Origin of the sequence: Frankia sp. CcI156 (genome assembly GCF_001983015.1) — a bacterium.
GTDB classification, from domain to species: domain Bacteria; phylum Actinomycetota; class Actinomycetes; order Frankiales; family Frankiaceae; genus Frankia; species Frankia casuarinae.
Map to the genome: position 1 here is coordinate 54,697 of NZ_MOMD01000022.1, position 24,600 is coordinate 79,296.

22 protein-coding genes and 1 pseudogene are annotated in these 24,600 nt (G+C 69.3%); 1 reads left to right on the forward strand and 22 read right to left on the reverse strand.

The window, feature by feature from the left end; all coding sequences use genetic code 11:
* Nucleotides 1-49 precede the first annotated feature (49 nt).
* The 4 genes from CcI156_RS10225 to rpsB form a co-directional block, all read right to left on the reverse strand.
* Entirely contained in the window at nt 50-991 is a 942-nt protein-coding gene (locus tag CcI156_RS10225) for a phosphatidate cytidylyltransferase (protein WP_076805425.1), read from the reverse strand.
* 138 nt (nt 992-1,129) lie between these two features.
* Nucleotides 1,130-1,687 carry a ribosome recycling factor gene (gene frr, locus CcI156_RS10230; RefSeq protein ID WP_011437955.1) on the reverse strand — a complete coding sequence of 186 codons (558 nt, stop codon included), beginning with the start codon at nt 1,685-1,687 and terminating at the stop codon, nt 1,130-1,132.
* Nucleotides 1,688-1,963: 276 nt separating this feature from the next.
* Nucleotides 1,964-2,578 (reverse strand): translation elongation factor Ts, encoded by a 615-nt coding sequence (gene tsf, locus CcI156_RS10235; protein ID WP_011437956.1) that lies wholly within the window; start codon nt 2,576-2,578, stop codon nt 1,964-1,966.
* Between the two features lie 265 nt (nt 2,579-2,843).
* Nucleotides 2,844-3,713 carry a 30S ribosomal protein S2 gene (gene rpsB, locus CcI156_RS10240; protein WP_076805426.1) on the reverse strand — a complete coding sequence of 290 codons (870 nt, stop codon included), beginning with the start codon at nt 3,711-3,713 and terminating at the stop codon, nt 2,844-2,846.
* Between the two features lie 553 nt (nt 3,714-4,266).
* Between rpsB and CcI156_RS26175 the strand changes: the two are divergent.
* Nucleotides 4,267-5,205, forward strand: a pseudogene (locus CcI156_RS26175) (M23 family metallopeptidase); the annotation flags it as partial.
* A 93-nt stretch (nt 5,206-5,298) separates the two neighbouring features.
* Here the strand turns inward: CcI156_RS26175 and CcI156_RS10250 are convergent.
* The 18 genes from CcI156_RS10250 to CcI156_RS10340 all read right to left on the reverse strand — a co-directional run bounded on the left by CcI156_RS10250 (nt 5,299) and on the right by CcI156_RS10340 (nt 24,565).
* Nucleotides 5,299-6,384, reverse strand: a complete 1,086-nt coding sequence (locus CcI156_RS10250) for a tyrosine-type recombinase/integrase (RefSeq protein WP_371681793.1) — start codon at nt 6,382-6,384, stop codon at nt 5,299-5,301.
* 87 nt (nt 6,385-6,471) lie between these two features.
* The gene (dprA, locus tag CcI156_RS10255; protein WP_076805470.1) at nt 6,472-7,812 is read right to left on the reverse strand and encodes a DNA-processing protein DprA; all 1,341 of its coding nucleotides are present in this window, start codon (nt 7,810-7,812) and stop codon (nt 6,472-6,474) included.
* Between the two features lie 110 nt (nt 7,813-7,922).
* Complete coding sequence (locus CcI156_RS10260; RefSeq protein ID WP_076805429.1) at nt 7,923-9,458, reverse strand: YifB family Mg chelatase-like AAA ATPase; 1,536 nt, start codon at nt 9,456-9,458, stop codon at nt 7,923-7,925.
* Nucleotides 9,458-9,814, reverse strand: coding sequence for a YraN family protein (locus CcI156_RS10265; protein WP_011437962.1), 357 nt, complete (start codon nt 9,812-9,814; stop codon nt 9,458-9,460). Before CcI156_RS10265 ends, CcI156_RS10260 begins: the two co-directional genes overlap by 1 nt.
* 300 nt (nt 9,815-10,114) lie before the next feature.
* On the reverse strand, nt 10,115-10,411 hold the full coding sequence (locus CcI156_RS10270; RefSeq protein WP_011437963.1) for a DUF2469 domain-containing protein: 297 nt from the start codon (nt 10,409-10,411) through the stop codon (nt 10,115-10,117).
* Entirely contained in the window at nt 10,408-11,130 is a 723-nt protein-coding gene (locus CcI156_RS10275) for a ribonuclease HII (protein WP_011437964.1), read from the reverse strand. Before CcI156_RS10275 ends, CcI156_RS10270 begins: the two co-directional genes overlap by 4 nt.
* Nucleotides 11,127-12,185, reverse strand: a complete 1,059-nt coding sequence (gene lepB, locus CcI156_RS10280; RefSeq protein ID WP_076805430.1) for a signal peptidase I — start codon at nt 12,183-12,185, stop codon at nt 11,127-11,129. Before lepB ends, CcI156_RS10275 begins: the two co-directional genes overlap by 4 nt.
* Nucleotides 12,186-12,369: 184 nt before the next feature.
* On the reverse strand, nt 12,370-12,726 hold the full coding sequence (gene rplS / locus CcI156_RS10285) for a 50S ribosomal protein L19 (RefSeq protein ID WP_076805431.1): 357 nt from the start codon (nt 12,724-12,726) through the stop codon (nt 12,370-12,372).
* Between the two features lie 220 nt (nt 12,727-12,946).
* Nucleotides 12,947-13,759, reverse strand: a complete 813-nt coding sequence (gene trmD, locus CcI156_RS10290) for a tRNA (guanosine(37)-N1)-methyltransferase TrmD (RefSeq protein WP_076805432.1) — start codon at nt 13,757-13,759, stop codon at nt 12,947-12,949.
* Between the two features lie 122 nt (nt 13,760-13,881).
* The gene (gene rimM, locus CcI156_RS10295; RefSeq protein WP_011437968.1) at nt 13,882-14,421 is read right to left on the reverse strand and encodes a ribosome maturation factor RimM; all 540 of its coding nucleotides are present in this window, start codon (nt 14,419-14,421) and stop codon (nt 13,882-13,884) included.
* Between the two features lie 47 nt (nt 14,422-14,468).
* Complete coding sequence (locus CcI156_RS10300; RefSeq protein ID WP_011437969.1) at nt 14,469-14,702, reverse strand: RNA-binding protein; 234 nt, start codon at nt 14,700-14,702, stop codon at nt 14,469-14,471.
* Nucleotides 14,703-15,149: a 30S ribosomal protein S16 gene (rpsP, locus tag CcI156_RS10305; RefSeq protein ID WP_011437970.1), complete on the reverse strand. Its 447-nt coding sequence runs from the start codon at nt 15,147-15,149 to the stop codon at nt 14,703-14,705.
* A gap of 248 nt (nt 15,150-15,397) precedes the next feature.
* A complete protein-coding gene (ffh, locus tag CcI156_RS10310) occupies nt 15,398-16,951 on the reverse strand; it encodes a signal recognition particle protein (protein WP_076805471.1) in 1,554 nt (517 codons plus the stop codon).
* A gap of 389 nt (nt 16,952-17,340) precedes the next feature.
* A complete protein-coding gene (gene ftsY, locus CcI156_RS10315; RefSeq protein WP_076805433.1) occupies nt 17,341-18,585 on the reverse strand; it encodes a signal recognition particle-docking protein FtsY in 1,245 nt (414 codons plus the stop codon).
* 63 nt (nt 18,586-18,648) lie between these two features.
* A complete protein-coding gene (gene smc / locus CcI156_RS10320; protein WP_076805434.1) occupies nt 18,649-22,317 on the reverse strand; it encodes a chromosome segregation protein SMC in 3,669 nt (1,222 codons plus the stop codon).
* Between the two features lie 347 nt (nt 22,318-22,664).
* Nucleotides 22,665-22,862 carry a hypothetical protein gene (locus CcI156_RS27695; RefSeq protein WP_076805435.1) on the reverse strand — a complete coding sequence of 66 codons (198 nt, stop codon included), beginning with the start codon at nt 22,860-22,862 and terminating at the stop codon, nt 22,665-22,667.
* 213 nt (nt 22,863-23,075) lie between these two features.
* Nucleotides 23,076-23,387 (reverse strand): acylphosphatase, encoded by a 312-nt coding sequence (locus tag CcI156_RS10330; protein ID WP_076805472.1) that lies wholly within the window; start codon nt 23,385-23,387, stop codon nt 23,076-23,078.
* 407 nt (nt 23,388-23,794) lie between these two features.
* Nucleotides 23,795-24,565 carry a DUF2786 domain-containing protein gene (locus tag CcI156_RS10340; protein WP_076805474.1) on the reverse strand — a complete coding sequence of 257 codons (771 nt, stop codon included), beginning with the start codon at nt 24,563-24,565 and terminating at the stop codon, nt 23,795-23,797.
* Nucleotides 24,566-24,600: the final 35 nt, after the last annotated feature.

Consider the following 24,600-nt stretch of genomic DNA (forward strand, 5'->3'; position numbering starts at 1 on the left):
CCGAAGGGGCCTACGAGAGGCGAGACCGGTCGACTGGACCCGGTTTCGATCAGTTCAGGAAGGAAGTGATCAGAAGCCAGGCGACCGGGGCGGTGCACAACAACGAGTCCAGACGGTCCATCAGGCCACCATGGCCGGGCAGCAGGCTGCWCATGTCCTTGATGCCGATGTCGCGCTTGAGCAGAGACTCACCCAGGTCGCCGATCGTCGCGGTACACGCGACCGCCAGCCCGAGCAGAACGCCCTGCCAGGCCTCGGCCTCCAGCGGCCAGGCCAGCACGATCCCGGCGACGATCACACAGGTCACCGCCGAACCGGCGAATCCCTCCCACGACTTCCCCGGGGAGRCGGTGGGGGCCATCTTGTGCCGACCGCCGGAGAGGACACCGGCCGTGTAACCACCGACGTCGCTGGCCACCACCGTTCCCAGAAAGGCGACGACTCGCCAGCGACCATCGGAGGGTTCGGTGAGCAGCGCGGCGAAGCCTGCCGGAAAGCCGATGTAGCCGGCCACGAACGCGGCGCCGGCGACGTCGCGGAGCAGACCCGTGGACGGCCCGAAAGCACGGACCAGCGCCRCCACGCCGATGGTGCCGGCGAGAGTCAGCAGCAGGCCGGTGGTCCCGTCGGCGTACGCGACGACCGGCATGGCCGCCGCCCCGGCAACCAGGGGAAGCAGGGGAACSCGTACCTGCGTCAGTCGGATCGCGCGGACCACCTCGTGGGTGCCCAGGGCCATCGCGGCACTGATCACCCCGACAAAGATCACCCGCAGGGTGAACAGCGGAACGAGGATGACGGCACCGAGAAGGATGCCGACACCGATGGCGGCCGGCAGATTGCGGCCGGCACGTGAGGGCCGGGACGCCGTCCCGGCGGGCCGGCCGTGATTACCGGACCCAGGCGAGGATCCCGGCGGCGAGGATCCCGGCGGCGCGGATGACCCGGACGGCCCGGACTCAGCCACCGCGCGGCCGTCGACAGTCGTCATGGCTGCCCGGCCGTGGGCAGCGACCGCCGCATCGCGTATGCGTCATGCGCGGATCCGGGGACCGTCCAGGCGATTCCGAGACCATGGGAACCGAACATCGGAGCGAGCGGCCGGTATCGAGAACGGACGCGGGAGTGATCAAACCGAGAGAAGATCCGATTCCTTGAGCCGAAGAAGTTCATCCACCTGTCCGACGTATCGGTGGGTTGCCTCGTCGAGATCCTTCTCACCCCGCCGGCCCTCGTCCTCGCCGGCATCGCCGTCCCGCACGATCCGATCGATCGTGTCCTTGGCGTGACGTCGGACGTTGCGGATACTCACCCGGGCTTCCTCGGCCTTGGTCCGAGCCACCTTGACAAGATCGCGACGCCGTTGCTCGGACAGCTCCGGAAAAACACACCGGATGATGGTGCCGTCATTGCTCGGGTTGACCCCGAGATCGGAATCACGCACGGCCTTCTCGATCGCCCCCAGGGACGACTTGTCGTAAGGCGTGATGATMACCATACGTGGCTCCGGGATGTGGAACGACGCGAGCTGCTGCACCGGTGTCGGAGCGCCGTAGTAGTCCACCAGGATCTTGGAGAAGACCGCGGGAGTGATACGCCCCGTGCGGATGTTCGCGAAGTCCTCCCTGGCGACCGAGACCGCCTTCTCCATCTTCTCCTCGGCCTCGAGAAGCGTGTCGTCGATCACCGCATTTCCTTCCGTCTGTTCCTGGTCCGCCGGCGTCCACCGGGCGCCGGTCCTGTCATCACCGCGGTTCGGCCGAGYGCAGCCGAGTTCGTCGTCCCAGGGGCGAAGCCGTCCCGCCCGGTCCCGGATTCGCCTGACCGATGATCGCACAGCCRCCGCCTGCAGTGTGCCCTACCACGACGTCCCCGCCGACCTGGGCCGACACCGCACCCACCGAGAAGCCTCGGAGCCGACGGCCGCCGGCCACCCGACAGGGAGCCGGCGGTCCGACGACGCTCAGGCCTGGCGGATGTTGAACCGGGAGAACCGACCGACCTCGATCTTCTCACCCAGCGACGCGCCGGCCTGGTCGAGCAGAGCTCGGATGGTCACCTTGCCGTCCTTCACCCATGGCTGGTCAAGCAGCACGCTGCTCTTCACATACCCGTTGACGCGCCCTTCAACGATCTTCGCGATCGCCTGCTCGGGCTTGCCCTCCTCGCGGGCCGCGGCCTCGTAGATCTTTCGCTCCGCCTCGAGGACCTCGTTCGGGATCTGCTCGGCGGTGACGTACAGCGGGTCCGCCGCGGCGATGTGCTGCGCGAGATCGCGGGCGAGTTGCTTGAAGTCCTCGGTCTTGGCCACGAAGTCCGTCTCGCAGCGAAGCTCGACGAGCACGCCGAGGGTGGGCGGGAGCTGCGGGTCGGTCCGATGCAGATAGGACTCGACCAGGCCGTTGGCGGCGCTGCGTGCCGCACGCTTGGCGACCTGCGCCTTGCCCTTCTCCCGCAGCCAGGACTTCGCCTTCTCGAAGTCCCCGGCGTTGTCGACCAACGCCTTCTTGACGTCGCTCATCCCAGCGCCGGTGAGCTCCCGGAGCTTCCGGATGTCAGCGACTGAAATCTCTGCCATGGTGCTCTTCTCGTCGGTGTGGGTCTGGATGCTGTCGTAGTTCTATCGGCCCCGGTCCCGCGGTGCCCGCCGGGCGCCGCGGGAGCGCCCGCCCGAGCGGCCCTGGCTGCGCGCCCGATCCGGTGCACGGGTCCGACCACCGGAACCAGGCCTGACATTCGGGAGCGGTGGTCCCCGACCCGACTCGGGGAACCACCGTCATCCTCACACAATGTCACCGTTGGTCGATCGCCACCACCGCAGGCGAATGAGACGCGGTAGCGGGTCAGACCGCGGTGCCGACCGCGGCGTCCGGCCGTGTCCCGTCCGCGGGCTCCGCCGTCGCCGGCTCCACCGCACCCGGGGCCTCGGCAGGTGCCTCACCACGCAGCAGGGCCTSCTCCCACTCGGCGAGCGGCTCCTCACCCGCGGACTGCTCGGGCTTGGCATCGGCAGAGCTCGAGGCGCCCGCACGGGCCATCAGACCGTCCGCGACCGCATCGGYGACCACCCGGGTGAGCAGGGCAGCGCTGCGGATCGCGTCGTCGTTGCCGGGGATCGGGTAGTCGACCTCGTCCGGGTCGCAGTTCGTGTCGAGAATCGCCACGACGGGAATGCCGAGCTTGYGGGCCTCACCGACGGCGATGTGCTCCTTCTTGGTGTCGACGACCCACACCGCGCTCGGCACCCGGCTCATGTCGCGGATACCGCCGAGGGTGCGCTCCAGCTTGACCTTCTCCCGGGTCAGCACGAGCTGCTCCTTCTTCGTGCGCACCTCGGTACCACCGGTCACCTCGATCTCCTCGAGCTCCTTGAGCCGCTGAAGACGCTTGTAGACCGTGGAGAAGTTGGTCAACATGCCACCGAGCCACCGCTCCTTGACGTACGGCATTCCGACCCGGGCCGCGTGTTCCTCGATTRCCTCCTGKGCCTGCTTCTTCGTCCCGATGAACAGGACCGTCCCACCGTGCGCCACGGTCTCCTTGACGAAGTCGTAGGCGCGGTCGATGTAGGACAGTGTCTGCTGCAGGTCGATGATGTAAATGCCGTTACGTTCGGTGAAGATGTACCGCTTCATCTTCGGATTCCAGCGCTTGGTCTGGTGCCCGAAGTGCACACCGCTCTCCAGCAGCTGCTTCATGGTGACGACGGCCATCGGACGTCGCTCCTTCCCGCCCGGCCTGGGCCGGGACGCCTCGGTTGTGACGGCGCCATCTGACGACGGCAGCCCCTGACGCCCGATTGGTCGTGGCCGCCGCTGTGCGGCGGACCGAGGAGACCCTTCCGATGATCRGATCCGGATCATCGACAGTGGGCGTGCGAACTGGGCCCGGTGGACGGGCCCTGCGATCGATGATACCCGCCGGGCACGAGGATCCATCGGACTACCACGTCGGATCGGATCAACGGACCGGCCGGCGATGTCCACAGAGCGCGGGCATCGACAGCACGCGGCGGGAGTTATCCACAGATCACACGGCCGGTCTACCCAACGGCGTCAAAACGCCGCACCGTGGACGAGGCCGGTCCGCTCCCCCTTCGGACCGGCACAGCGGCGGCCGGACGAGCGGACCTGGACCGGATCCGGCCGCCGCGCCTCCCCCGGACCCGGAGGTGTCACCGTCATGCCCCCTTTGCCACGCTTCGACCCGCTCTGGCTCGTCATCCCGGCGGTCGCCATCCTGATCGCCCTGGGACGGCCCGTCACGATGCCGATCAAGCCACACGCCGACGGGCCACGCCTCGTCCTGGCGGCACGTGATCCGCAACGGAGCACCACCGCCTTGCCCGAGTCCTTGTCCGAGCCTGGGCGGTCTGCCCCGTCCGGTGCGACCGACTCCGCCGGTGGGCTCGGCCCCGGTGACGGATTCCGTACCGAGCCCCGCCACGACGTCATCGAGCAGGCTCTGGGGGTCAGCCAGGTTCGGGCTGTGGTGAGGACCGCGGGCCCACCTCCTCTCAGGCTCACCCCCGGCACGTCGGCGGAACCCTCGACGACACCTGCTCCGTCCACGGCGCGGTCAACGCCGGCGGCACATCCGGCCCCCTCGCCCCCGGCCCCCGCGCCGAAGGCGACCTCGTCACCTCGACGACCGGCGACTCCCGCCGTCCGGCCTCCCTCCGCCCCACGATCCCTCCGGCCGGCGGCCCGCCGGGCCGGGGAACGAACGCGGCCGGCCGTGACCCCGCCGGCCGCTGGCCCGCTGGGCGGCGGAGAAGGGGACGAGCACCCGGACCCGCCACCCGGCGACGTCGGACCGGAGAACTCCGCGGCACCGCCGGCCCACGGCGGCGGGGTCCGGGCTCTGCGATGGCCGTTGTCGGGGGCCGTCACGGTGAGCCGCGGTTTCAAACGCCCGCCTTCGCCCTACGGACCCGGTCATCGCGGAGTCGACCTCAAGGCCTCTCCGGCCGCCCCGGTTCTCGCCGCGGCCGACGGGGTGGTGAGTTTCGCCGGGTCCGTGGCGAACCGCGGCATCGTCACCGTCACGCATGGCGACCTCCGCACGACCTACGAACCACTGACGCCGGCGATCAGCCCCGGAACCGCGGTCCGAGCCGGAGACCTGCTCGGCTGGATGAGCGATGGCCATCCAGGCTGTCCGGTGGCCGCATGCCTGCACTGGGGGCTTCTGCGCGGGATAGACTACCTCGATCCCCTGCTGTTCTTCCGCAGAACTCCGCCCCGCCTCCTGCCCCTCCTCCCAGCAGATCGCTCCCCTGGGTCCCCCGGCCTTGTCTCAGGCTCGGGGGTGAGCCTGCTCGAAGGCCGCGCGCAACCGTTCCGGTGTCACATGGGTGTAGATCTGCGTGGTCGCGAGACTCGCATGGCCGAGAAATTCCTGGACGGAGCGCAGATCGGCCCCGCCTTCCAGCATGTGCGTCGCCGCCGAATGCCGCAGACCATGCGGAGTCAGGCCGGCCGGAGCGACACCGGCCGCCACCCTCGTCGTCAGAATCCGCCGTACCGTGCGCGGATCGAGGCGACCTCCGCGCAGGCCGAGGAGCAGCGCACGCCCGCTACGAGCGGTCATCAGCCGCGGCCGTCCCGTTGATCTCCAGGACCGTAGGGCGGCCACCGCCGGCACACCGAACGGCACGCTGCGTTCCTTGCCGCCCTTACCGAGGACCCGCAGCAACCTTCGGTCGTCATCAATGTGCCCCAGGTCAAGACCGCACAGCTCGGACACCCGGATTCCGCTGCCATACAGAAGCTCGAGAACGAGTGCGTCCCGCAGCTCCACCGCCCGCCGTACGACCCGCTCGGAGTCTGCCGTCGAGTCCGGCAGCCCGGACGGCTGCGACGTGCCCGGGGGCGACACATCAGGCGAAGGGTTCTCAAGGAGCTGACGCGCGGCCGCGGCGGTGAGCACCTCAGGCACCCTTCTGACCGTACGGTTACCCACGAGCCGTGCGGCGACGTCGGTGTCGAGGAAGCCATGGCGCGCCGCATAGGAAGAGAAGACCCGGGCCATCGAGGCGCGCCGGGCCAGGCTTGCCGGCGCCGCCCCGGCGGCGCGCATCGAAGCGAGCCAGCTCCGCAAAAGCGCCAGATCGAGGTCGGCGAGGACCGAACAGCCCATCCGCTCCGCATGAGCGCGCAGGTTAGCGAGGTCGGCGGCGTAGGCACGCACGGTCTCAGGAGATCGGGCCAGCTCCGCGATGAGGTGGCGGAGAAAACCCGCGACCGCCGTGTCCCAGTCGGACTCGGGTGTCTCGACGATCTCGACTGGCCGGGCGTCTGATCCACACGTCGCTCGGGAGCGCTGCCGCGGCAGAAGCCGACCGTCGGCGGGCYCCTCGGCGCTCTCGCCTCGCAGGACCATGAGACGACCGTGGCAACATCGATGGTTCTCGTCAAGACGCCGCGGCGTCCGTGACACTGCACCCGGGGACATTGCATCCGGGCTGACTCAGGTCTCCCCGTCGGGGTTTTCGCCGTCGGGGTTTTCCCCGTCGAGTCCCGGATCCGCGGTACTGCGCGTCGGGGAACGATCCGCCCCGCCGTGGGCGGCACCCGGTTGGGTACCGGACCTCCTGCCGGACGTTGCGGGATGGGACGGGTTCGACGGCGCTCGGCCCAGATCCGTGAGGCGGTAACCGCCCGCCACGTTCTCGACCAGCCCCTCCACCGCGAGTGGGCCCAGCATCGCCAGCACCGCCTCGGGGCGCAGGCCGGTGCGGCGCGCCARCACGGACACCCCGACGGCAGCGCGGGYCGGCATCGCGTCGAGAAGCTCGCGCACCGCCTCGGACAATCCGTCCCGCGGGCCATTCCCGCTCGCCGGCCGCTGTACGAGCGATCCGATACTCGCGATTTCCTCCCTGATGTCCTCGGCCCCGGTGACCAGAACCGTCTGTTCACGGAAGTCCCGGAGCAGCCGGTGACAGCCTGCGCTCATGGCGCTGGTCACCGGTCCCGGAACGACCATGACGGGACGACCGAGCCGACGGGTGTGGGCGACCGTGTTCAGCGCGCCGCTACGGTGGCCCRCCTCGACCAGGACCGTCCCCCGGGACAGAGCCGCGATGATGCGATTACGGGTGAGGAATCGGCGTCGGTACGGCGGCGTGCCCGGCGACACCTCGCTGACTACCGCCCCGGTACGGGCGATCTCCTCCAGCAGTTCCACATGGGCGGTCGGGTAGGGAACGTCAACACCCCCGGCGAGCACCRCCACCGTCGGTCCGGCTGCGGCCAACGCCCCCCGATGTGCCGCTGCGTCAATGCCGAACGCGGCTCCCGACACCACGGCCCATCCCTGTTCCGCCATCGCAAACGCGATCTCTCCGGCGAGATGCAGCCCGTAGCTGGTCGCGGTCCGGCAGCCCACGACTGTGACCGCCCGGGGTGGGAGCTCGCTCAGGTTGAGCGGACCGCGAACCCACAGAGCCAGTGGAGTGCCGATCATCGAACCATCCCCCGCGTCCCGAAGGCGGTCCAGGGCATCCAGTTCGAGGGGCCACTCGGCGTCCTGGGGACAGACCAGCCGGGCGCCGGCGCGCCATGCCGCGTCCAGGTCCCGAACCGGATCGACACTCGGATGCGCCGCCCGGAGCGCATTCCACACCTCGAACGCACCCCGACGCCTGACCTCGACGGCCACGCGACGATGTTCCGGGCCGAAGACGCGAGCCAGGGCGACACGGGCCAACCGCTCGGGATCCGACCAGTCGCTGTCACCCGGTGCCACCCTCCCGGGCGCGGAAGCGGGATCCGCCCCCCGGGCATCCGGCGGAGTCGTCGAGCTCATGTCCCACTCCCTGAAGACGGCACCGGATGCGGCTTCTTCTGCGGCTTCTTCCTGCTGGGCGACACGGTTCACGTCACGGTCAGGAGCGTCCCCATGGGGGTCTCCCACGCTCATGCCGACCACCCGGGCAATCTCAGATCCAGCGCGGCACCGAACTGCTCGGGACCGGGCGTGCCCCGGCCGGCGAGATCGGCGAAGGTCCACGCCAACCTCAGGACACGGTCGAGACCGCGCGCGGTGAGCAGGCCTCTTTCGAATGCCCGCTCGGCCACGGCCGTCGCCCTCGCCGGCAGCGGCCACAGGCGGCGCATCGCCGGCCCCGGCACCTCCGCGTTGAGCCGCCACGGCGTTCCGGCCAGTCGGACCCGGGTCGCATCCTGGGCCGCGGCGACCCGCGCCGCGACAACCGCGGACGAATCACCCTGGCCACGGTCCGCCCGTAGCTCCGCCCGGCTGGGAGCGCTCAACGCCACCTGGATGTCGATCCGATCCAGGAGCGGCCCGGACAGACGGGCCAGATAGCGCCGACGGACCAGGCTCGGACATTCGCAGCCCACCGCGCGCGGGCCACGGGCCTTCGAACACGGGCAGGGATTCGCCGCCAGAACCAGCTGAAAGCGGGCGGGAAACCGGGTCGTCGCGCGAGCGCGGGCGATCTCGATCTCTCCGCTCTCCAACGGTTGACGTAGCGCATCGAGACTTTGACGGGTAAACTCCGGAGCCTCGTCCAAAAATAGGATGCCCCGGTGCGCCTGACTGGCCAGCCCGGGCCGGATCACCGTCGAGCCTGCCCCGACGAGTGCCGCCGGGGTCGCGCTGTGGTGCGGGCTGCGATACGGCGGTCGGGTGACGAGCGGGCAGTCCGCGGGCAGCAGGCCGGCGACCGAATGGACCGCGGTCACCTCGAGAGCGGCCTCGGTACCGAGGTTCGGCAGCAACCCGGGCAGTCTGTCGGCCAGCATGGTCTTGCCACTGCCGGGCGGCCCCTGCATGAACAGGTGGTGGCCACCGGCCGCCGCGACCTCGACGGCCAGCCGGCCCCTGCTCTGCCCCGCCACGTCCGCCAGATCCCCGGCCTGACCGTCGGTGGAGGCAGCTTCGGTCGTGGGGGCCGCCACGGGCTCGGCGGCGATCTCTCCCCGCAGGAGCGCCAGCACACTGATGAGATCGACAGCGGGCTCCACCACCGCGCCCGGTACCAGCGCCGCCTCGGCGGCGTTGCCCGCCGGCACCACGACCCGTTCGACACCGGCAGCCACCGCCCGAAGTACCGCCGGGAGYACCCCGCGGACACCGCGCACCCGGCCATCCAGCGCCAACTCGCCGATGAGTACCCGACGGAGCAGGGCGGCGCGCGRCACCACGCCGGCCGCGGTGAGGATCGCCACCGCCATGGCCAGGTCGAAACCACTGCCCGATTTCGGGAGGGTGGCGGGGAACAACCCGAGCGTGATGCGCCGATCAGGCCACCGTTGGCCCGAGTTCACGATCGCGGCGCGAATCCGATCCCGCGACTCATGCAACGCGGCATCGGGCAGACCGATGAGAGTCAGCCGCGGAAGACCATCGGCGAGATCCGCCTCCACCTCGACGATGTGACCTTCGACCCCGACGACCGCCACCGCCCGGGCCCGCGCGAGAGCCATCAGAACGCTCCCCGGATGTGCTCGACACGAACCGGACCCGTCGAAGGACGGGACACCAGGAGGACGTCGAAACGCACCAATGACGAGGCGTGGGGGTGCTCGGCGAGCCACCGGGCGGCCAGGCGTCTGATCCGAGCCGCCTTGCGACCTACGACGGCCTCGGCGGCCGATCCGTAACGCGTCCCGGATCGGGTCTTGACCTCGCAGAACACCAGGCTCTCACCGTCCTGCACAACAAGGTCGAGCTCRCCCTCGCGGCAGCGCCAGTTACGGTCGAGGATCTCGGCGCCGACCGCCGCCAGATGGCGGGCGGCGACATCTTCGCCGAACCTGCCCAGTGCGTCCTTTGCCCGCATCGCCGCTCCCGTTCGCCGGGGGACGGGTGCCCGCCGGTCGTGACCAGCGTGGACGTGGGCGGGCCGGAGAGCCATCCACATGATCGACATGTGGATGACGAGGGTTTCTCCACAGGAGCGAGCTGGGCGGACATCTCAGCGGGTCATCACGGACTTCGGTGACGGGTCGAATCGCACCGTCGATCCAGGCGACAGCCGACCGGAATGAGGTGCCGATCCGCCGAACATACCGCCGAGACGATCAAGATGCCGAGGCGATCAGGCAGCCGGGCCGGGAAAGCGTGACGCCGAGAGTCGGCGTCAGAGCTCGGCCTTGGTCAACTCCTCGACGTTGATATCTTTAAAGGTGACTACTCGGACATTCTTAACAAAACGCGCAGGCCGGAACATGTCCCACACCCAGGCGTCCCGCAAGATCAACTCGAAGAAGACCTCGCCGTCCGTGCTGTTCCTGACCTCGATCTGGTAGTCGTTCGCGAGGTAGAAGCGGCGCTCGGTTTCGATCACATACGAGAACAGCCCCACCACGTCGCGGTACTCGCGATAGAGCTGCAGCTCCATCTCGGTCTCATACTTCTCGAGGTCTTCCGCGCTCATACAGTCTCCGTGACGCCATGCCGGCTGGTCACAAGCACCCTGTCCTCCAGCCGCAACGATCGTGCTTCCCTCGTCGTCGCCGCATGCGCAGCCACGTTGACGTACGACATCCGATGCTCGTCACACGGTCCGCAGCGCGCCAGCGCCGCCGCGTGGGCCGCGGTGACGTATCCCTTGTGCTGCGCGAAATCGTACTCGGCATAGCGCGTGTGCAACGCACGCATGATCCGGTCCCTCGTCACCTTCGCCACGACCGAAGCTGCCGCCACGCACGCGACCACCCGGTCTCCCTTCACCACCGCCAACGACTCCACTCCGAAACCGGCGACCGCGAATCCATCCGTGAGCACGTAACCCGGGCGCGCAGACAGGCGCGCCACCGCGCGTCGCATTCCGGTGATGTTGGCCACGTGCAAGCCGACCCGATCGATCTCGGCCGCGGAGATGACGACGGTCGACCACGCCGCGGCGGCGGCCATCACGTCCTCGAAAACGCTCTCACGGATCTGCTCGGTCAGGAGCTTGGAGTCAGCCAACCGCGCCAGCCGCTGACGAGCCTCCGGAGCCAGAATCACCGCGGCGATGACCAGGGGTCCGGCGCATGCCCCACGACCCGCCTCATCGACCCCTGCGACCGGGCCGAGACCATGCCTGTTCAGGGCGCGCTCGTAACCGAACAGCCCGGCATCCCGGCGAAGAGCGACACCGTAGTGTCTCATGACGGACCGCGGCGGCGAGCCGTCCCTGGTGCGCGCGTGCGCGTGKATCCTCGTGGCATCCGGCGAGGCCGACGGGTGGCGGTCCACGCCGGAGGGATCAGCACGGCAAGGGCGAACAGGGATACGTCATCCGTGGCCGGGTAGCCCGGCAGCGGCACCACGGCGTCGCCGGTAGAAGACAGCGCGGCGGATGTGGTCGACCCGGCCGACGCACGAGGAGCCGGAGGCAGCACCGACGCGGCGGGAATCCCGGCGAAATCGTTCGGAACGCCCAGGAATCCGAACCGGCCAAGTGGCCAGACACGGACGAAGGCCCGTCCCACCACCGCATGCTTCGGGATCGGTCCGTTCTGCCGGGCATCCGAGGAGGCCCCGCGATGGTCACCCATCACCCACAGGTAGCCAGCCGGGACGGTCAGCGGACCGAACCGCTGATAGTCGTTCTGGTAGACGTACGGCTCGTCGAGCGGATGGCCGTTGACCGAGACTCTGCCCGCGGTATCGCAACACGCGACCGTGTCGCCGCCGACCGCTATGACGCGTTTGATGAAGTYGGTCTCGCTCGGGGCCCCGAGACCCAACAGGTTCTGCGCGCCACGAACGAACCTGCTGAACGCGTTGCTCGGCGGCGGGACGACGGACTCGGCATGATCGAATCCGGTTCCCTTGCCATTGAAGACGACGATCTCACCCCGGTGCACGTCGCGGAAGTGGTAGACGACCTTGTTGACGAGAACCCGGTCGTCAACCAGCAGCGTCCGCTCCATCGACTCCGAGGGGATCCAGAACGCCTGGACCAGAAAAGCCTTGATGAGCAGGGCGAGCAGAAAGGCGATCAGCACAAGGACCGGGAGCTCGCGGAGGAACGAGCCACGGCCACGGGTCCGCGCCGCCTCGGGCCGGGAAACCCGACGACCGGTGGCTTCCGGACCGTCGGGCTGTGCCTGGTCCTTCGGGCCGTCAGGCTCGGCCGCAGGRCTCGGCCACGCACCGTCCGGCTGACCGCCATCGGTTCTTCCCGGTACCCGAGGCCCACTGGGATCGGATGCATTCACGCCGCCACCTCGCAGAATCGACCGTCAAACCTCATCGGACCGGTCGACGTGCCACCAGCCGCACCTTGCGACAGCGTTGCGGACCGTGCCGCCTATCTTCGTCCATCAACGGCGGCGCCACCTGCACGGGCAACCGGCAAGTCGCGGATGGAGAATCCGGACGCGTCACGGGGTGGCGGTGGCCTCAGCGCGCGACCGGCTCACGCTTCTCCTTGATCTTGGCGGCCTTACCGCGCAGCTGACGCAGGTAGTACAGCTTGGCCMGTCGGACGTCACCACGGCTCACGATCTCGATCTTCGAGACGATCGGGCTGTGGAGGGGAAAGGTCCGCTCCACGCCTACGCCGAAGCTGACCTTACGGACGGTGAAGGTCTCCCGCACCCCGCCACCCTGGCGGCGGATGACGGCACCCTGGAAGACCTGGATGCGCTGACGGTTTCCTTCGACGACCCGCACGTGGACSTTGAGGGTGTCGCCCGGCCAGAACTCGGGCACGTCGGTCCTCAGCGACTCGGCGTCGAGGCTGTCCAGGGTGTGCATGGCAGTCGCTTCCTGAAGAGTTGAGATGGATGGTCCGCGGCCCCGGAACGCACCGAGGTGGRCAATCCGTGGTCGAGGCCGACCCGGCCGGCATGGGTGGACGCAATCACCGCGAGGTGTCCCGCGGGAAAGACATGCGACCCGAGGCCGCCCGAACCGGTCACGAACCGACGGACACTGCATCCTACTGTGCCACACCCGGGAGAGAGAGCGGACCGCCCTACCCCTCGCCCGGCCCCTCGACGTCACGATGATGGATCAGGCCCGTCCCCTCGGTGGGGGCCGGCAGCATCCGCCCGGCCGCCTCGGCCGCGGCGGCAGCGAGTACGACTCGGTCCGCTTCGGCGAACTCGCGGTGTTCCAGGAGGTCCGGGCGCCGCAACAGGGTACGACGAAGCGCCTGGGAACGACGCCAGCGGGCGATCGCCTCATGATCGCCTGAGCGGAGAACGGGCGGCACCTCGGTCCCCCGCCATACCGGCGGACGGGTGTAGACCGGGCCCTCCAGCAAGCCGTCGGAGAAAGAGTCATCGGCGACTGAGGCGCTGTTACCGAGTACTCCGGGCAGCAGCCGCGTAACCGCTTCGAGAATCACCAGGGTCGCGGCCTCGCCCCCGGCCAGCACATAGTCTCCAATGGAGATCTCGTCATCGGCCCAGGTCTCGATCACTCTGGCGTCGATGCCCTCGTAGCGCCCGCAGCAGAACACCAGCCAGGGCTCGCGCGCCAGTTCTTCGGCGTGGCGCTGAGTGAACGGAGTCCCCGCCGGGGTCGGCACGACGACCCGGGGCCGGCTATCGGCCACTCGTGCGGTGATCTGCGACAACGCCGCGTCCCAGGGCTCGGGCCGCATGACCATCCCCGGGCCTCCCCCGTRGGGGGCGTCATCCACGGTGCGATGAACATCCGTGGTCCACATCCGCAGATCATGTGTATGGATCTGCAGGGTTCCGTGCTCCTGAGCCCGGCCCACGAGCGACAGACGCAGGGGCTCGAGATAGGCCGGGAAGATGGTGACGATGTCGGCGCGCATCGGCTGCTTTCAGAGATATCGGCTCTTTCAGAGATATCGGCTGCCTGCCCAGAAACCCGATCTACCCGCCAGCCGAAGACCGGGCCGAGGGCGCGCAGCCGACTTCCCGCCCAGGACCCGGGTTAATCGAGATCGAGCAGGCCGGGCGGCGGATCCACGACGATCCGGCCGGCGGGGGGGTCGACGGTCGGCACGATGTCACGGACGAAGGGGACGAGATGCTCGCCACCGTCCGGGCCGCCGATCGCGAGCAGGTCTCCCGCAGGGGAGTGAATGATGTCGGTGACGTGCCCCAACAACATGCCCGCCGTGGTCACCGCCCGCAGGCCGACCAGGTCCCGATCCCACCACATCTCCACGGCTTCGCCGTCACCGTCGGCGTCGTCGAGCGGCGATCCCGCCTGATCCGCGTCGATGGTCAGGAGCACGCCGCGCAGCGCCTCCGCGGCGCCACGATCGTCCACCCCGCGAAAGTGAAGCAACAGGCGGCCCGAGTGCCAATGAGCGCCGGAGACGGTGAGCGCAGTCCCCCCCCCTTCGCGACCGAGGACCGCCCCTACGACAAACCTGCGGTGGGGCACGTCGGTACGAATCTCGATCGTGACCTCACCGCGGATGCCATGCGGACGGCCGATCCGCCCGACGACGATCTCCTCAGCCACGACTTCTCGGGCAATCAGGACGAAGCTCGCGACAACGCCGACRGATCCTAACGATCCACATCGACGACGTCGATCCGAAGGCCCCGGCCTCCGACACCACCCATCACCGTGCGCAGCGCACGAGCGGTACGACCTCGCCGACCGATGACCTTCCCGAGATCTTCGGGGTGCACCCGCACCTCCAGGGTGCGTCCACGCCGACCGTTGTTCAGGTCCACCCGGACGTCGTCGGGGTGATCGACGATGCCTCGCACGAGATGTTCGAGGGCCGCCTCCAGCACCTACTGCCCCGCGGCCGGTGCGTCCGTGGCCGGGGCGGCTTCCGCTTCCTCTGCCGACCCGGACTTCTTGGCCTTCTTCGGCGTGGTCGCCGGCCGGTCCTCGGCGCCCGCGGCGGCCCGCGCGGCCGCCTGGAAGATCTCCCGCTTGTCCGCCTTTGGCTCGGCGACCTTCATCGGCGGGGGCGCCGGCAGGTTCTTGAACTTCTGCCAGTCCCCGGTGACCTTGAGGATCGCGAGGACGGGCTCGGTGGGCTGTGCACCGACCGAGAGCCAGTGCCCCACCCGCTCGGCGTCGACCTTGATGATGCTCGGGTCAGACTTGGGGTGGTACTGCCCGATGGACTCGATGACCCGACCATCCCGCTTGGTACGGGCATCGGCCACGACGATGCGGTAGTGCGGCTCGCGCATCTTGCCGAGACGCTGCAGTTTAATCTTGGTTGCCACGGTGGTCGAACGGCTCCAGACATGTCGATGACCACTGGTTTTCCATGGCTGCGCATGGAGCCCCGGTGGTGGGAAGCACCCGCGCCGGACAGCCACTCACACATCTCCCGCGCGACACCGCGAGGAATGAGGGCAGCCACACCGACGCTGGCAGGCAGGGCCTGTATTGAGCTTACAGTCTGCCAGATCGTGACCGCCGCACACGAGCGGGGAGCCCGTGCACCCGCCCCACGGCCGCATCGCGCGGGTCAACGGCCCCCGCGGGGGCCGCGCGGCGGCATCCCACCGAAGCCGTCCTGCTGCCGCATCAGCGCCGAGAGATCCGGCATGCCGTCCGGAAGCGCGGGGCCCTTCRCCGCCCGCTCCTGCGCAGTGGACTTCTGCGCCTTGGCCTGGGCCGCCCGTGCCGCCGGATTACCCTTGCGACTGGCTCCCTTGCCCTTCTTCGCGGCCTTGCGAGCCGAGGCGGCCTTCGCTCGACCCATCCCCCCCGGCATCCCCATGCCGCCAGCCATCTGTCGCATCATCTTGCGGGCCTCGGCGAACCGGTCCAGCAACTGGTTGACCTCGGTGACCGTGACCCCGGATCCACGCGCGACCCGAGCCTTGCGGGACGCCTGCAGGATCCTGGGATCACGCCGTTCCGTCGGCGTYATGGACCGAATGATCGCAACCACCCGATCGACGTCCCGATCGTCGACCTGCGCCAGTTGATCCTTCATCTGGCCCATCCCCGGCAGCATGCCGAGCAGGTTGCCGATCGGGCCCATCTTGCGGACCGCGAGCATCTGCTCGAGGAAATCCTCGAGAGTGAACTCGGAGGCGACCATCTTCGCCGCCATGGCCTCGGCCTGCTCGGCCTCGAACGCCTTCTCGGCCTGCTCGATGAGGGTGAGGACGTCACCCATGCCGAGGATCCGCGACGCCATGCGTTCCGGGTGGAAGACGTCGAAGTCGTCCAGGGCCTCACCGGTGGAGGCGAACATGATCGGCCGACCGGTCACCTGGGCGACCGAAAGGGCCGCACCACCGCGCGCGTCGCCATCGAGCTTGGTCAGGACCACGCCGCTGAATCCCACGCCATCGGCGAAGGCGCTCGCGGTCGCGACCGCGTCCTGACCGATCATCGCGTCCAGGACGAAGAGAATCTCATCCGGTGAGACGGCGTCGCGGATGTCGGCCGCCTGCCGCATCATCTCCTCGTCGACGCCGAGCCGCCCGGCCGTGTCGACGACGACCACATCGAAGACCTGCCGGTGCGCGTGCGCGAGCGCGTCGCGCGCGACGCGCACCGGATCCCCGACCCCGTTGCCGGGCTCGGGCGCGAAGACCTCCACCCCGGCCCGCGCCCCGACCACCTGCAGTTGGTTGACCGCGTTCGGACGCTGCAGGTCGGCCGCGACCAGCAGCGGGGTGTGACCCTGAGCCTTGAGCCAGCGCCCGAGCTTGCCGGCCAGGGTGGTCTTACCCGTTCCCTGCAGGCCGGCGAGCAGGATCACCGTCGGCGGGGTCTTGGCGTACCGCAGCGTCGTCGTGCCGCCGCCGAGGATCGCGACGAGCTCCTCATTGACAATCTTGATTACCTGCTGGGCAGGGTTCAACGACGCACTGACCTCGGCGCCGCGGGCACGCTCCTTCACCGCGGCCACGAAGCCACGGACGACCGGGAGCGCGACGTCCGCCTCGAGCAGAGCCACCCGGATCTCCCGCGCGGTGGCGTCGATGTCGGCATCGGTAAGGCGCCCTCTGCCACGCAGCGACGCGAAGACCTTGTCGAGGCGGCTGGAAAGGGTGTCGAACACGCGCACACACTCCGAGATCGCAGACGGACCGCAGGGACCAGCGTACGCACCCGACGACGAAGGCAGCACACCCCCGTGTCCGATCAACCGACGGCGTCACGCATCGGCCGATCGACGCGGACGCGACGTGCGCGGCCCGGCGAGGCATGCCCGCACGGACGCCGGCCTGGTCATTCACCTGCCGGGTCCGCCCTCTGCGCTGAGGAGGGCGAGACGCCTCGCCGGACGCTCACCCCCCAGCCAGGAGAACACCGAGGAACATGTCGCGGCTGACCGCGGAGCCCCACAGCTCCGCTCAGTGATGAAGCTTAGGTCACATGCCGAACGACCGGAAGGTCTTGACGCTGAGCACGTTGTGGTCTTCGTCGATCCGGCGGCCACTCGATCGATCAGCCGGCTTCGCCCAACAGCGCGTCGACGAACGCCTCCGGCTCGAAGGGAGCAAGATCGTCTGGACCCTCTCCCAAGCCGATCAGTTTCWCCGGCATACCGAGCTCGCGCTGCACGGCGATGACGATCCCGCCCTTGGCCGTACCGTCCAGCTTGGTCAGCACGACTCCGGTGAGATCAACCGCCTGCGTGAACACCTGCGCCTGGACAAGCGCGTTCTGACCGGTCGTGGCGTCAAGCACGAGCAGCACCTCGTCGACCGGACCGTGCTTGCCCACCACTCTTTTAATCTTCGCCAGCTCGTCCATCAGACCTGCCTTGGTGTGCAGCCGGCCGGCGGTGTCGATCAACRCGGTGTCCACGCCGCTCTGCGTGCCCTGTCGGACCGCATCGAACGCCACCGACGCCGGGTCACCCCCCTCGGCCCCGCGGACCGTGATCGCGCYGACCCGTTCACCCCAGGTCTGAAGCTGATCCGCGGCCGCGGCACGGAACGTGTCCGCCGCGCCCAGCACGACCGTACGCCCGTCCGCGACCAGCAGCCGCGCGATTTTTCCACAGGTCGTGGTCTTGYCCGTGCCGTTGACACCGACGACGAGCACGACGGCGGGACGATCCGGGGCCGTCGTGCGCAGCGATCGGTCGGTCGTCGTACCGATCTGGGCGAGCAGCTCGTCGCGCAGCATCTCCCGCACATCCGCGGGCGTGCGGGCACCGAGCACCTTCGTGCGTTCCCGCAGCGCGGCGACCAGCTCGGTGGTCGCCGTGACCCCGACGTCGGCGAGGAGCAGGGTCGCCTCCACGTCTTCCCACGCGTCCTCGTCGAGATTGTCGCCGGACAGCAGGGAGAGCAGTCCGCGACCGAGCGCGTTCTGCGAACGAGCCAGCCGCAGGCGCAGCCGGACGAGGCGGCCGGCTGCCGGCGGCGGTGCCTCCGGTGGGATCCGCTCCTGGACCGGGATCCCCGGCGCGGCCGGTATCTCGGCGAGCGGGGCGCCGACGCCATCGCTCTCCGTCGGGGATGGCGGCAGCACATCGGGAAGACCGATGTCGTCGACCGTCCTGGTCGCCGAATCGCGGGGTACCTCGGCGTCGTCACCGACCCCGGGACGGTAGTCGGCGCCCGGGCGCGGGCCTTCCTCGATGGATCGGCGGGGGCGTCGACGCAGGGCCGTGCCGGCCACCAGGCCCACGGTGGCCAGTACGACGACGGTGATGACGACGATCAGGATGAGGAGCTCCACGTACCGATCCTGACAGATGACGCCACAAGGCCGTGGCGCTCGCCCGGCGGGAGGGCGGCGGCGTCAGAGCGCCGCCCGCTCCCGCAGCCGCTGACTGATCACTGTCGTCACCCCGTCGCCCCGCATGGCCACGCCGTACAGGGCGTCAGCGATCTCCATCGTCCGCTTCTGGTGGGTGATGATGATCAGCTGCGACTTCTCACGCAGACCCTCGACGGCCTCGAGCAGTCGGCCGAGATTGCGGTCGTCCAGAGCTGCCTCGACCTCGTCGAGCACGTAGAAGGGCGAAGGGCGGGCCCGGAATATCGCGAGCAGGAGAGCGAGTGCGGTCAGTGAACGCTCCCCGCCGGACAACAGCGACAGACGCTTCACCTTTTTTCCCGGCGGCCTCGCCTCGACCTCGATGCCCGTGGTGAGCATGTCATCAGGATCGGTGAGCACCAGCCGGCCCTCACCGCCCGGGAACAGCGTCGAGAAGACGATCTCGAACTCACGGGCGGTGTCCGCGAACGCGACGGCGAAGACCTCACGCACCCGCAGATCAACCTCCTCGACGACCAGCAGAAGATCCCGGCGGGTGCTCTTGATGTCTTCGAGCTGCGCGGACAGGAACGCGGCCCGCTCCTGAAGCGCGGCGAACTCCTCGAGGGCCAGGGGATTCACCCGCCCCAGCCGGGCCAGCTGCTTCTCCGCGGTGGCGGCCCGGGCGCTCTGCTCGGCTCGATCGAACGGCGCCGCGGTGCCGTCGGGCTCATCCGGCGGGACCAGCGTGTCCGGGCCGAACTCGGCCACCAGGTCATCGGCGTCGATACCGTGCTCCTCCAGAGCCTTGGCTTCCAGGGTCTCCACCCGCAGCCGCTTCTCCGCTCGGGCCAGCTCGTCGCGATGGGCGGCGTCGCGCAGCGCCGCGAGTTCGGTGGCCAGAGCGCGCCCCTGGTCACGCACCCCGACCAGCTCCGTCTCGGCGGCCTTGCGCAGTGCGTCGGCCTCCTCCCGCCCCGCCGCGGCGCGAGCCAGCGAATGGTCCAGTCGGTCGAGAGCGACCTGAGCCGCATCCCCCATCGCCGTCGCGACGGCCGCCTGCCGCTCGCGGACCTCGTGCCGACGGGCCGCCGCGGCCCGTGCCGCCCGCTCGTTCGCCGCCGCGCGGATCAGTCCGTCGGCGCGTCCCTGCAGGCCTCGCACCCGCTCCTCGCTGGTACGGACGGCCAACCGGGCCTCGACCTCGGCGGCGCGCACGGCGGAGGTAGCCGCGACGAGCCGGTCTCGTTCATCCGGAGCCCGCTCCCCCGCCTCCGGCTGCTCCGATGTCGCGGCGAGCGACGCCTCGAGCTCGGTCAACGCTCCGTATGCCCGATCACGGGCTGTTTCGGCCCGTGATCGGGCGCCCTCCAACCGGGCGATCTCGGATGCCGCGGCCCCTCCCGAACGATCGAGCCGCGCCATCTGCTCGGACAGCGCCCGGTGCCGGGCATCGGTCCCGTGCAGCGCCGCCAGTGCCGCGTCGATGGCGGTACGGGCCCGGGTCACCTCGGCACGCGCGGGCTCGAACGCCTCGTGGGCGGACTCGACGCGACGGGTCGCCTCCGCCACGCCGGCCTCGGCCTCGTCCGCCGCGGCCTGCAGTTCGATCGCGGACGGCGGGTTCGCGCTGCCACCGATAGAGAGGGGGGCACCGATGACGTCGCCGGCGCGGGTGACCACCCGCAGGTCGGGGCGCAACGCCGTGGCCCGCTCGGCCGCCGCCAGATCCTCGACCACGACAGTCCGGGCGAGCAGGGACGACACGGCGGTACGGAACCGATCGTCACCGATCTCCACCAGGTCCAGCGCGGCAACGGCACMGGCCGGGAGCGGACCGTCGGCGCTGGCCGCCCCCGGGACGATCGCCGCGCTGCCGTCAGGGCCGGCGCAGGCGTCAGGGCCGGCGCAGGCGTCAGGCTCATCCGCGACGGTGACGGCGGCCACCAGCGCTGCTCGGCCGGCATCCGTTTCCCGCAGCCACGCAAAGGCCGCCATGGCATCCCCCGACGTGCCGACGAGCAGGGCGTCCGCCGCCGGGCCCAGCGCCGCGGCGATGGCCGCCTCCGCGCCGGCGGTCACGCTCAGGACGCCGGCCAGCCGGCCGATCACCTCGAGGGTCGGATCCAGTGCCGGAGCCGAGTCCTCCGCCGTGTTCGAGGCGGTCTGCCCGGTCTGCGCGCCGGTAGCAGCCCTCAACAGTGCCGCGGCTCCGTCGGCCGGCGAGAGGGAGAGGTGCAGCGCGTCGCATCGCGCGGCCCAGGATGCGCGGTCACGTTCGGCGCTACGCTCCTCACCGCGCAGGACCTCGAGCCGCTCGGCGGCAGCGGCATGCACTRCCACGGCCGCGCTGTGCTGCTCGGCGAGATCCTCCCGTGCGCTCTCCATCCGAGAGAGTTCGATCTCGAGGGCCGAACGTGACGCCGAGGTCTCGGTCTCCCGCTCCCGCGCGGCGTCGAGTGCCTCGGTCGTCCGTGCTATCTCGTTCTCGGCACTGGTGGCACGGGACCTGGCGGCCTCCACCTGGCCGGCAAGGCGCGCGATCTCCTCACGGCGAAAAGACGCCGCGCGTGCCGCGGCGATCAGTTCCTTCTCCTCCTGAGCGAGCGCGGCCTCGAGATCGGCACGCCTGGTGACCACCTCGGCGAGCAGATCCCGATCACGCTCCAGCCGCTCGGTGAGGGCGATTTCCTGCTCCCGGACCGCCGTGGCCTCCTGTTCCAGTTCCTCGGGGTCGCGGCGCCCACGTACGTCGTCGGTCGCGGCACGCAACAGGCGACCCCGTTCGACGGCGAGGGAACGGGTGCCCCGCAGCCGTTCCCGCAGGGATGCCAGGGCGTACCAGGTCTCCTGGGCGCCGGTGGCGCGCGGAATGATCGCCGTCAGGTCGGCCTGCAGCTGCTCCTCACGGCGGGCGGCCGCGGCGTGAGCGGCCTCGGTGGTCGTCAGCCGCGCCCGCAATGCCTCCTCGTCCGCGAGGTCGGAGGTGATCGCGACCTGGGCACGATGGAGATCGTCGGCGAGAAGGCGCAGGCGGGCGTCCCGTAGCGAAGCCTGAATCACACCGGCCTTACGGGCGATCTCCGCCTGCCGACCGAGCGGCCCTAACTGCCGACGCAGTTCGGCGGACAGATCGGTGAGGCGGGTGAGGTTCGCCGACATCGCCTCGAGCTTGCGGAGTGCCTTCTCCTTGCGTTTACGGTGTTTGAGGACGCCGGCGGCCTCCTCGATGAACGCACGGCGATCCTCCGGGCGCGCGTGCAGGACCGCGTCGAGCTGGCCCTGGCCGACGATCACGTGCAACTCTCGGCCGATACCCGAGTCGCTCATCAGTTCCTGGATATCCAGCAGGCGACAACCGGTACCGTTGATCGTGTATTCGCTCTCGCCGCTGCGGAACATCAGTCGCCCGATGGTCACCTCGGTGTACTCGATGGGGAGCGCGCCGTCCGAGTTGTCGATCGTCAGGAGTACTTCGGCGCGCCCCAAGGCCGGGCGAGCGGGCGTGCCCGCGAAGATGACATCGGACATAGTGCCGCCACGCAGGGCCTTGGCACCCTGCTCCCCCAGTACCCAGGCGATGGCGTCAACGACGTTACTCTTGCCCGACCCGTTGGGCCCGACCACGCAGGTTATTCCCGGCTCGAGATGCAGGGAGGTCGAGCTCGCAAAGGACTTGAAGCCCCGCAGGGTCAGGTTCTTGAGATGCACCAGTCTCCGGAGCGCTGGAAGGGTTCACCGGCTCGACCCGGGATGGCCGGACTCAGCCGACGTTCGACAGAGCCATCCTAGTCGGCCACCCGAAGCACCCAGCAGGCTACGCTCCGAAAAAAGTACGAAGAAGGCGGGGAGTGAGGTTGCCCGGCTCTTCCTGGACATAGAGCCGCCAAAGTGATCCGAGACACACGGGCAACATCACTGGGCAGGGACGAGCCAGCCGGGAAAACGACCGATTCGACGATCTCAGCGATCATGACGCCCGTAGAAACGGAGTCTTGCCCACGTAACCGGGCATACCCACTACGAGGGGGCGCCTCCCCGAGGAACGCCCCGCCAGCTCAGCTGAACGCCGGTTCGGCGTCGAGCGCCCGGACATMCTCCGGCACGTCGACACCACCCACCAACGCCTCGTTAACCTCACGTAYTCGAGCCAGTTCTGCCTCGAGCTCCGCTACTCGGGCACGAAGCCGACGCACCTCGCAAGAGAGACGCAAGTCGCCGCCGGAACCGACGTGGCCAAAAAGGGCCTTCGCCATAGTGATGGTCCTCCACGATGAGTGACCTAGTGGGTGTCAGACAGCACAAGATCCGAACAGATCAGAGTGCGCCCCAAACAATGACTCCAGGCTCCCATGTCGAGTGACCGAAAGTCAAGAGCATGCCACATGCTCCCGAGCCGGTCCGGTGAACATGCAAAAAGCGGACGGTCATACCCACGACAGTTCCGACAACGCAGCGTCTGCAACCAGTCACTTTCGTCGAAAGTCGGTCAGATCACTCTGCGCCACCTGCCACACAGCCTCCACCCTGTCCGTCCGCCCAKGGGTGTGACCCGTCATCAACAAGTGCAGAAGGTCACGACAGGCCGGCTCCGGCCCCTCCGCGACCACCTCGACCGCCCCGTCCGGGAGGTTGGTGGCGGATCCGACCAGGCCCAGGCGCCGGCCCCGGGTACGCACGTAGTCACGAAAGCCGACGCCCTGGACAAGGCCGGCGACCCGGGCAGTGAATCGGACCACGGCGTGTCCGGACTCCCTCTGCTCCGCGGATACATCGCTCATCAGCACGGTAGGGTACTGGCCATTGTGGATACCACATACTTCCCAGACATGGCAGGCCGGCCGAAAGAGACACGGCGGCAGGGTGATCATCGGCTKGAACGGCCGGACCGGCCACGTTTCCGCCGCCGGTCCGCTGCCGTGCTACTCGCGTGTGGAGCTCTCGGCTCGGCACTCCTTCTCAGCGGTTGCGGCCAGAACTTCTCTCAGGACGGCGGCACACTACCCGTCCCACGCGCGAGCACCGATGGTGACCGCCAGGTCACCCCGGAGCCGGTCGACAGCGCAGACAAGATTATTGGTCCTGGCTACGCCCCGCCGCGTACCGCAGGGCCTACCCAGACAGCGGTGCCCAATCTGCCGGGCGGCAAGCAGTAGTCAGTACCACGCGTAACTACTACCCATACGATTTACCTCATGCCGATCGCCGGTGAGACGCGGCTGGACACCCGGCTACCCAGGCCAAGATCAGCCCGCTCGCCGGCCTGGTAGCCCGCACGACCGCCGCTCCCAGAGAGCTGGCGTGTCCTTGGCGCTCGCAACCTGGGATAGGCTCTTGCCAGGTGCGCGTCCACCCGCTGGCTTCGATTCGCCAGGACGACGGCCACCGACGGCGTCGTCGAGGGCCGGTCCGATCCGTTCTCCCGGGTCTGCGTCTGCTGGRTCTGCGCCCGCTCCCGGGCCATCCGCTCCGTCCTGGTCAGTCTCYCCGCCACCGCCACCGCGAAGCCTGCCATCCACGACCGACGAAACGCCCGCGGGTCCTCCTGGCGTGGTGGACGGGCGAGGGCCAATCCCTGTGCCTGCTGGACCAGCAACGAGGTGAACAACATCTGCACGCGGTGGATATCCGCATCCATCCCGAACAGATGAGCGGAGTGCCCCGTCCCCACTGCACGCTGCTCGGTCCGGTACACGAGCCGGCAACCAAGCGGTGCGGCAATGCCCGCGAGCAACGAGATCTTGTCYCGGGCATAGGGCGGATCGACGGCCACCACCAGGTCAGCCGCCTCGACGCGGTGCGGCGACGCCTCCTCGACCAGCGCGCGGTCGATCCCGTACTGGGCGATCAACTCGGCCGCCTTGCTGTTATAGGTTTCGCGRGCGGCCTCGCTCAGCCCCTCCGCCTCCKCCATCGCCAACAGCTTCCGTATACGACCGAGCAGGGCATCCGGATTCATCGCGTCTCCGTCCATGTCGCGTCGGGGGCAGGCCA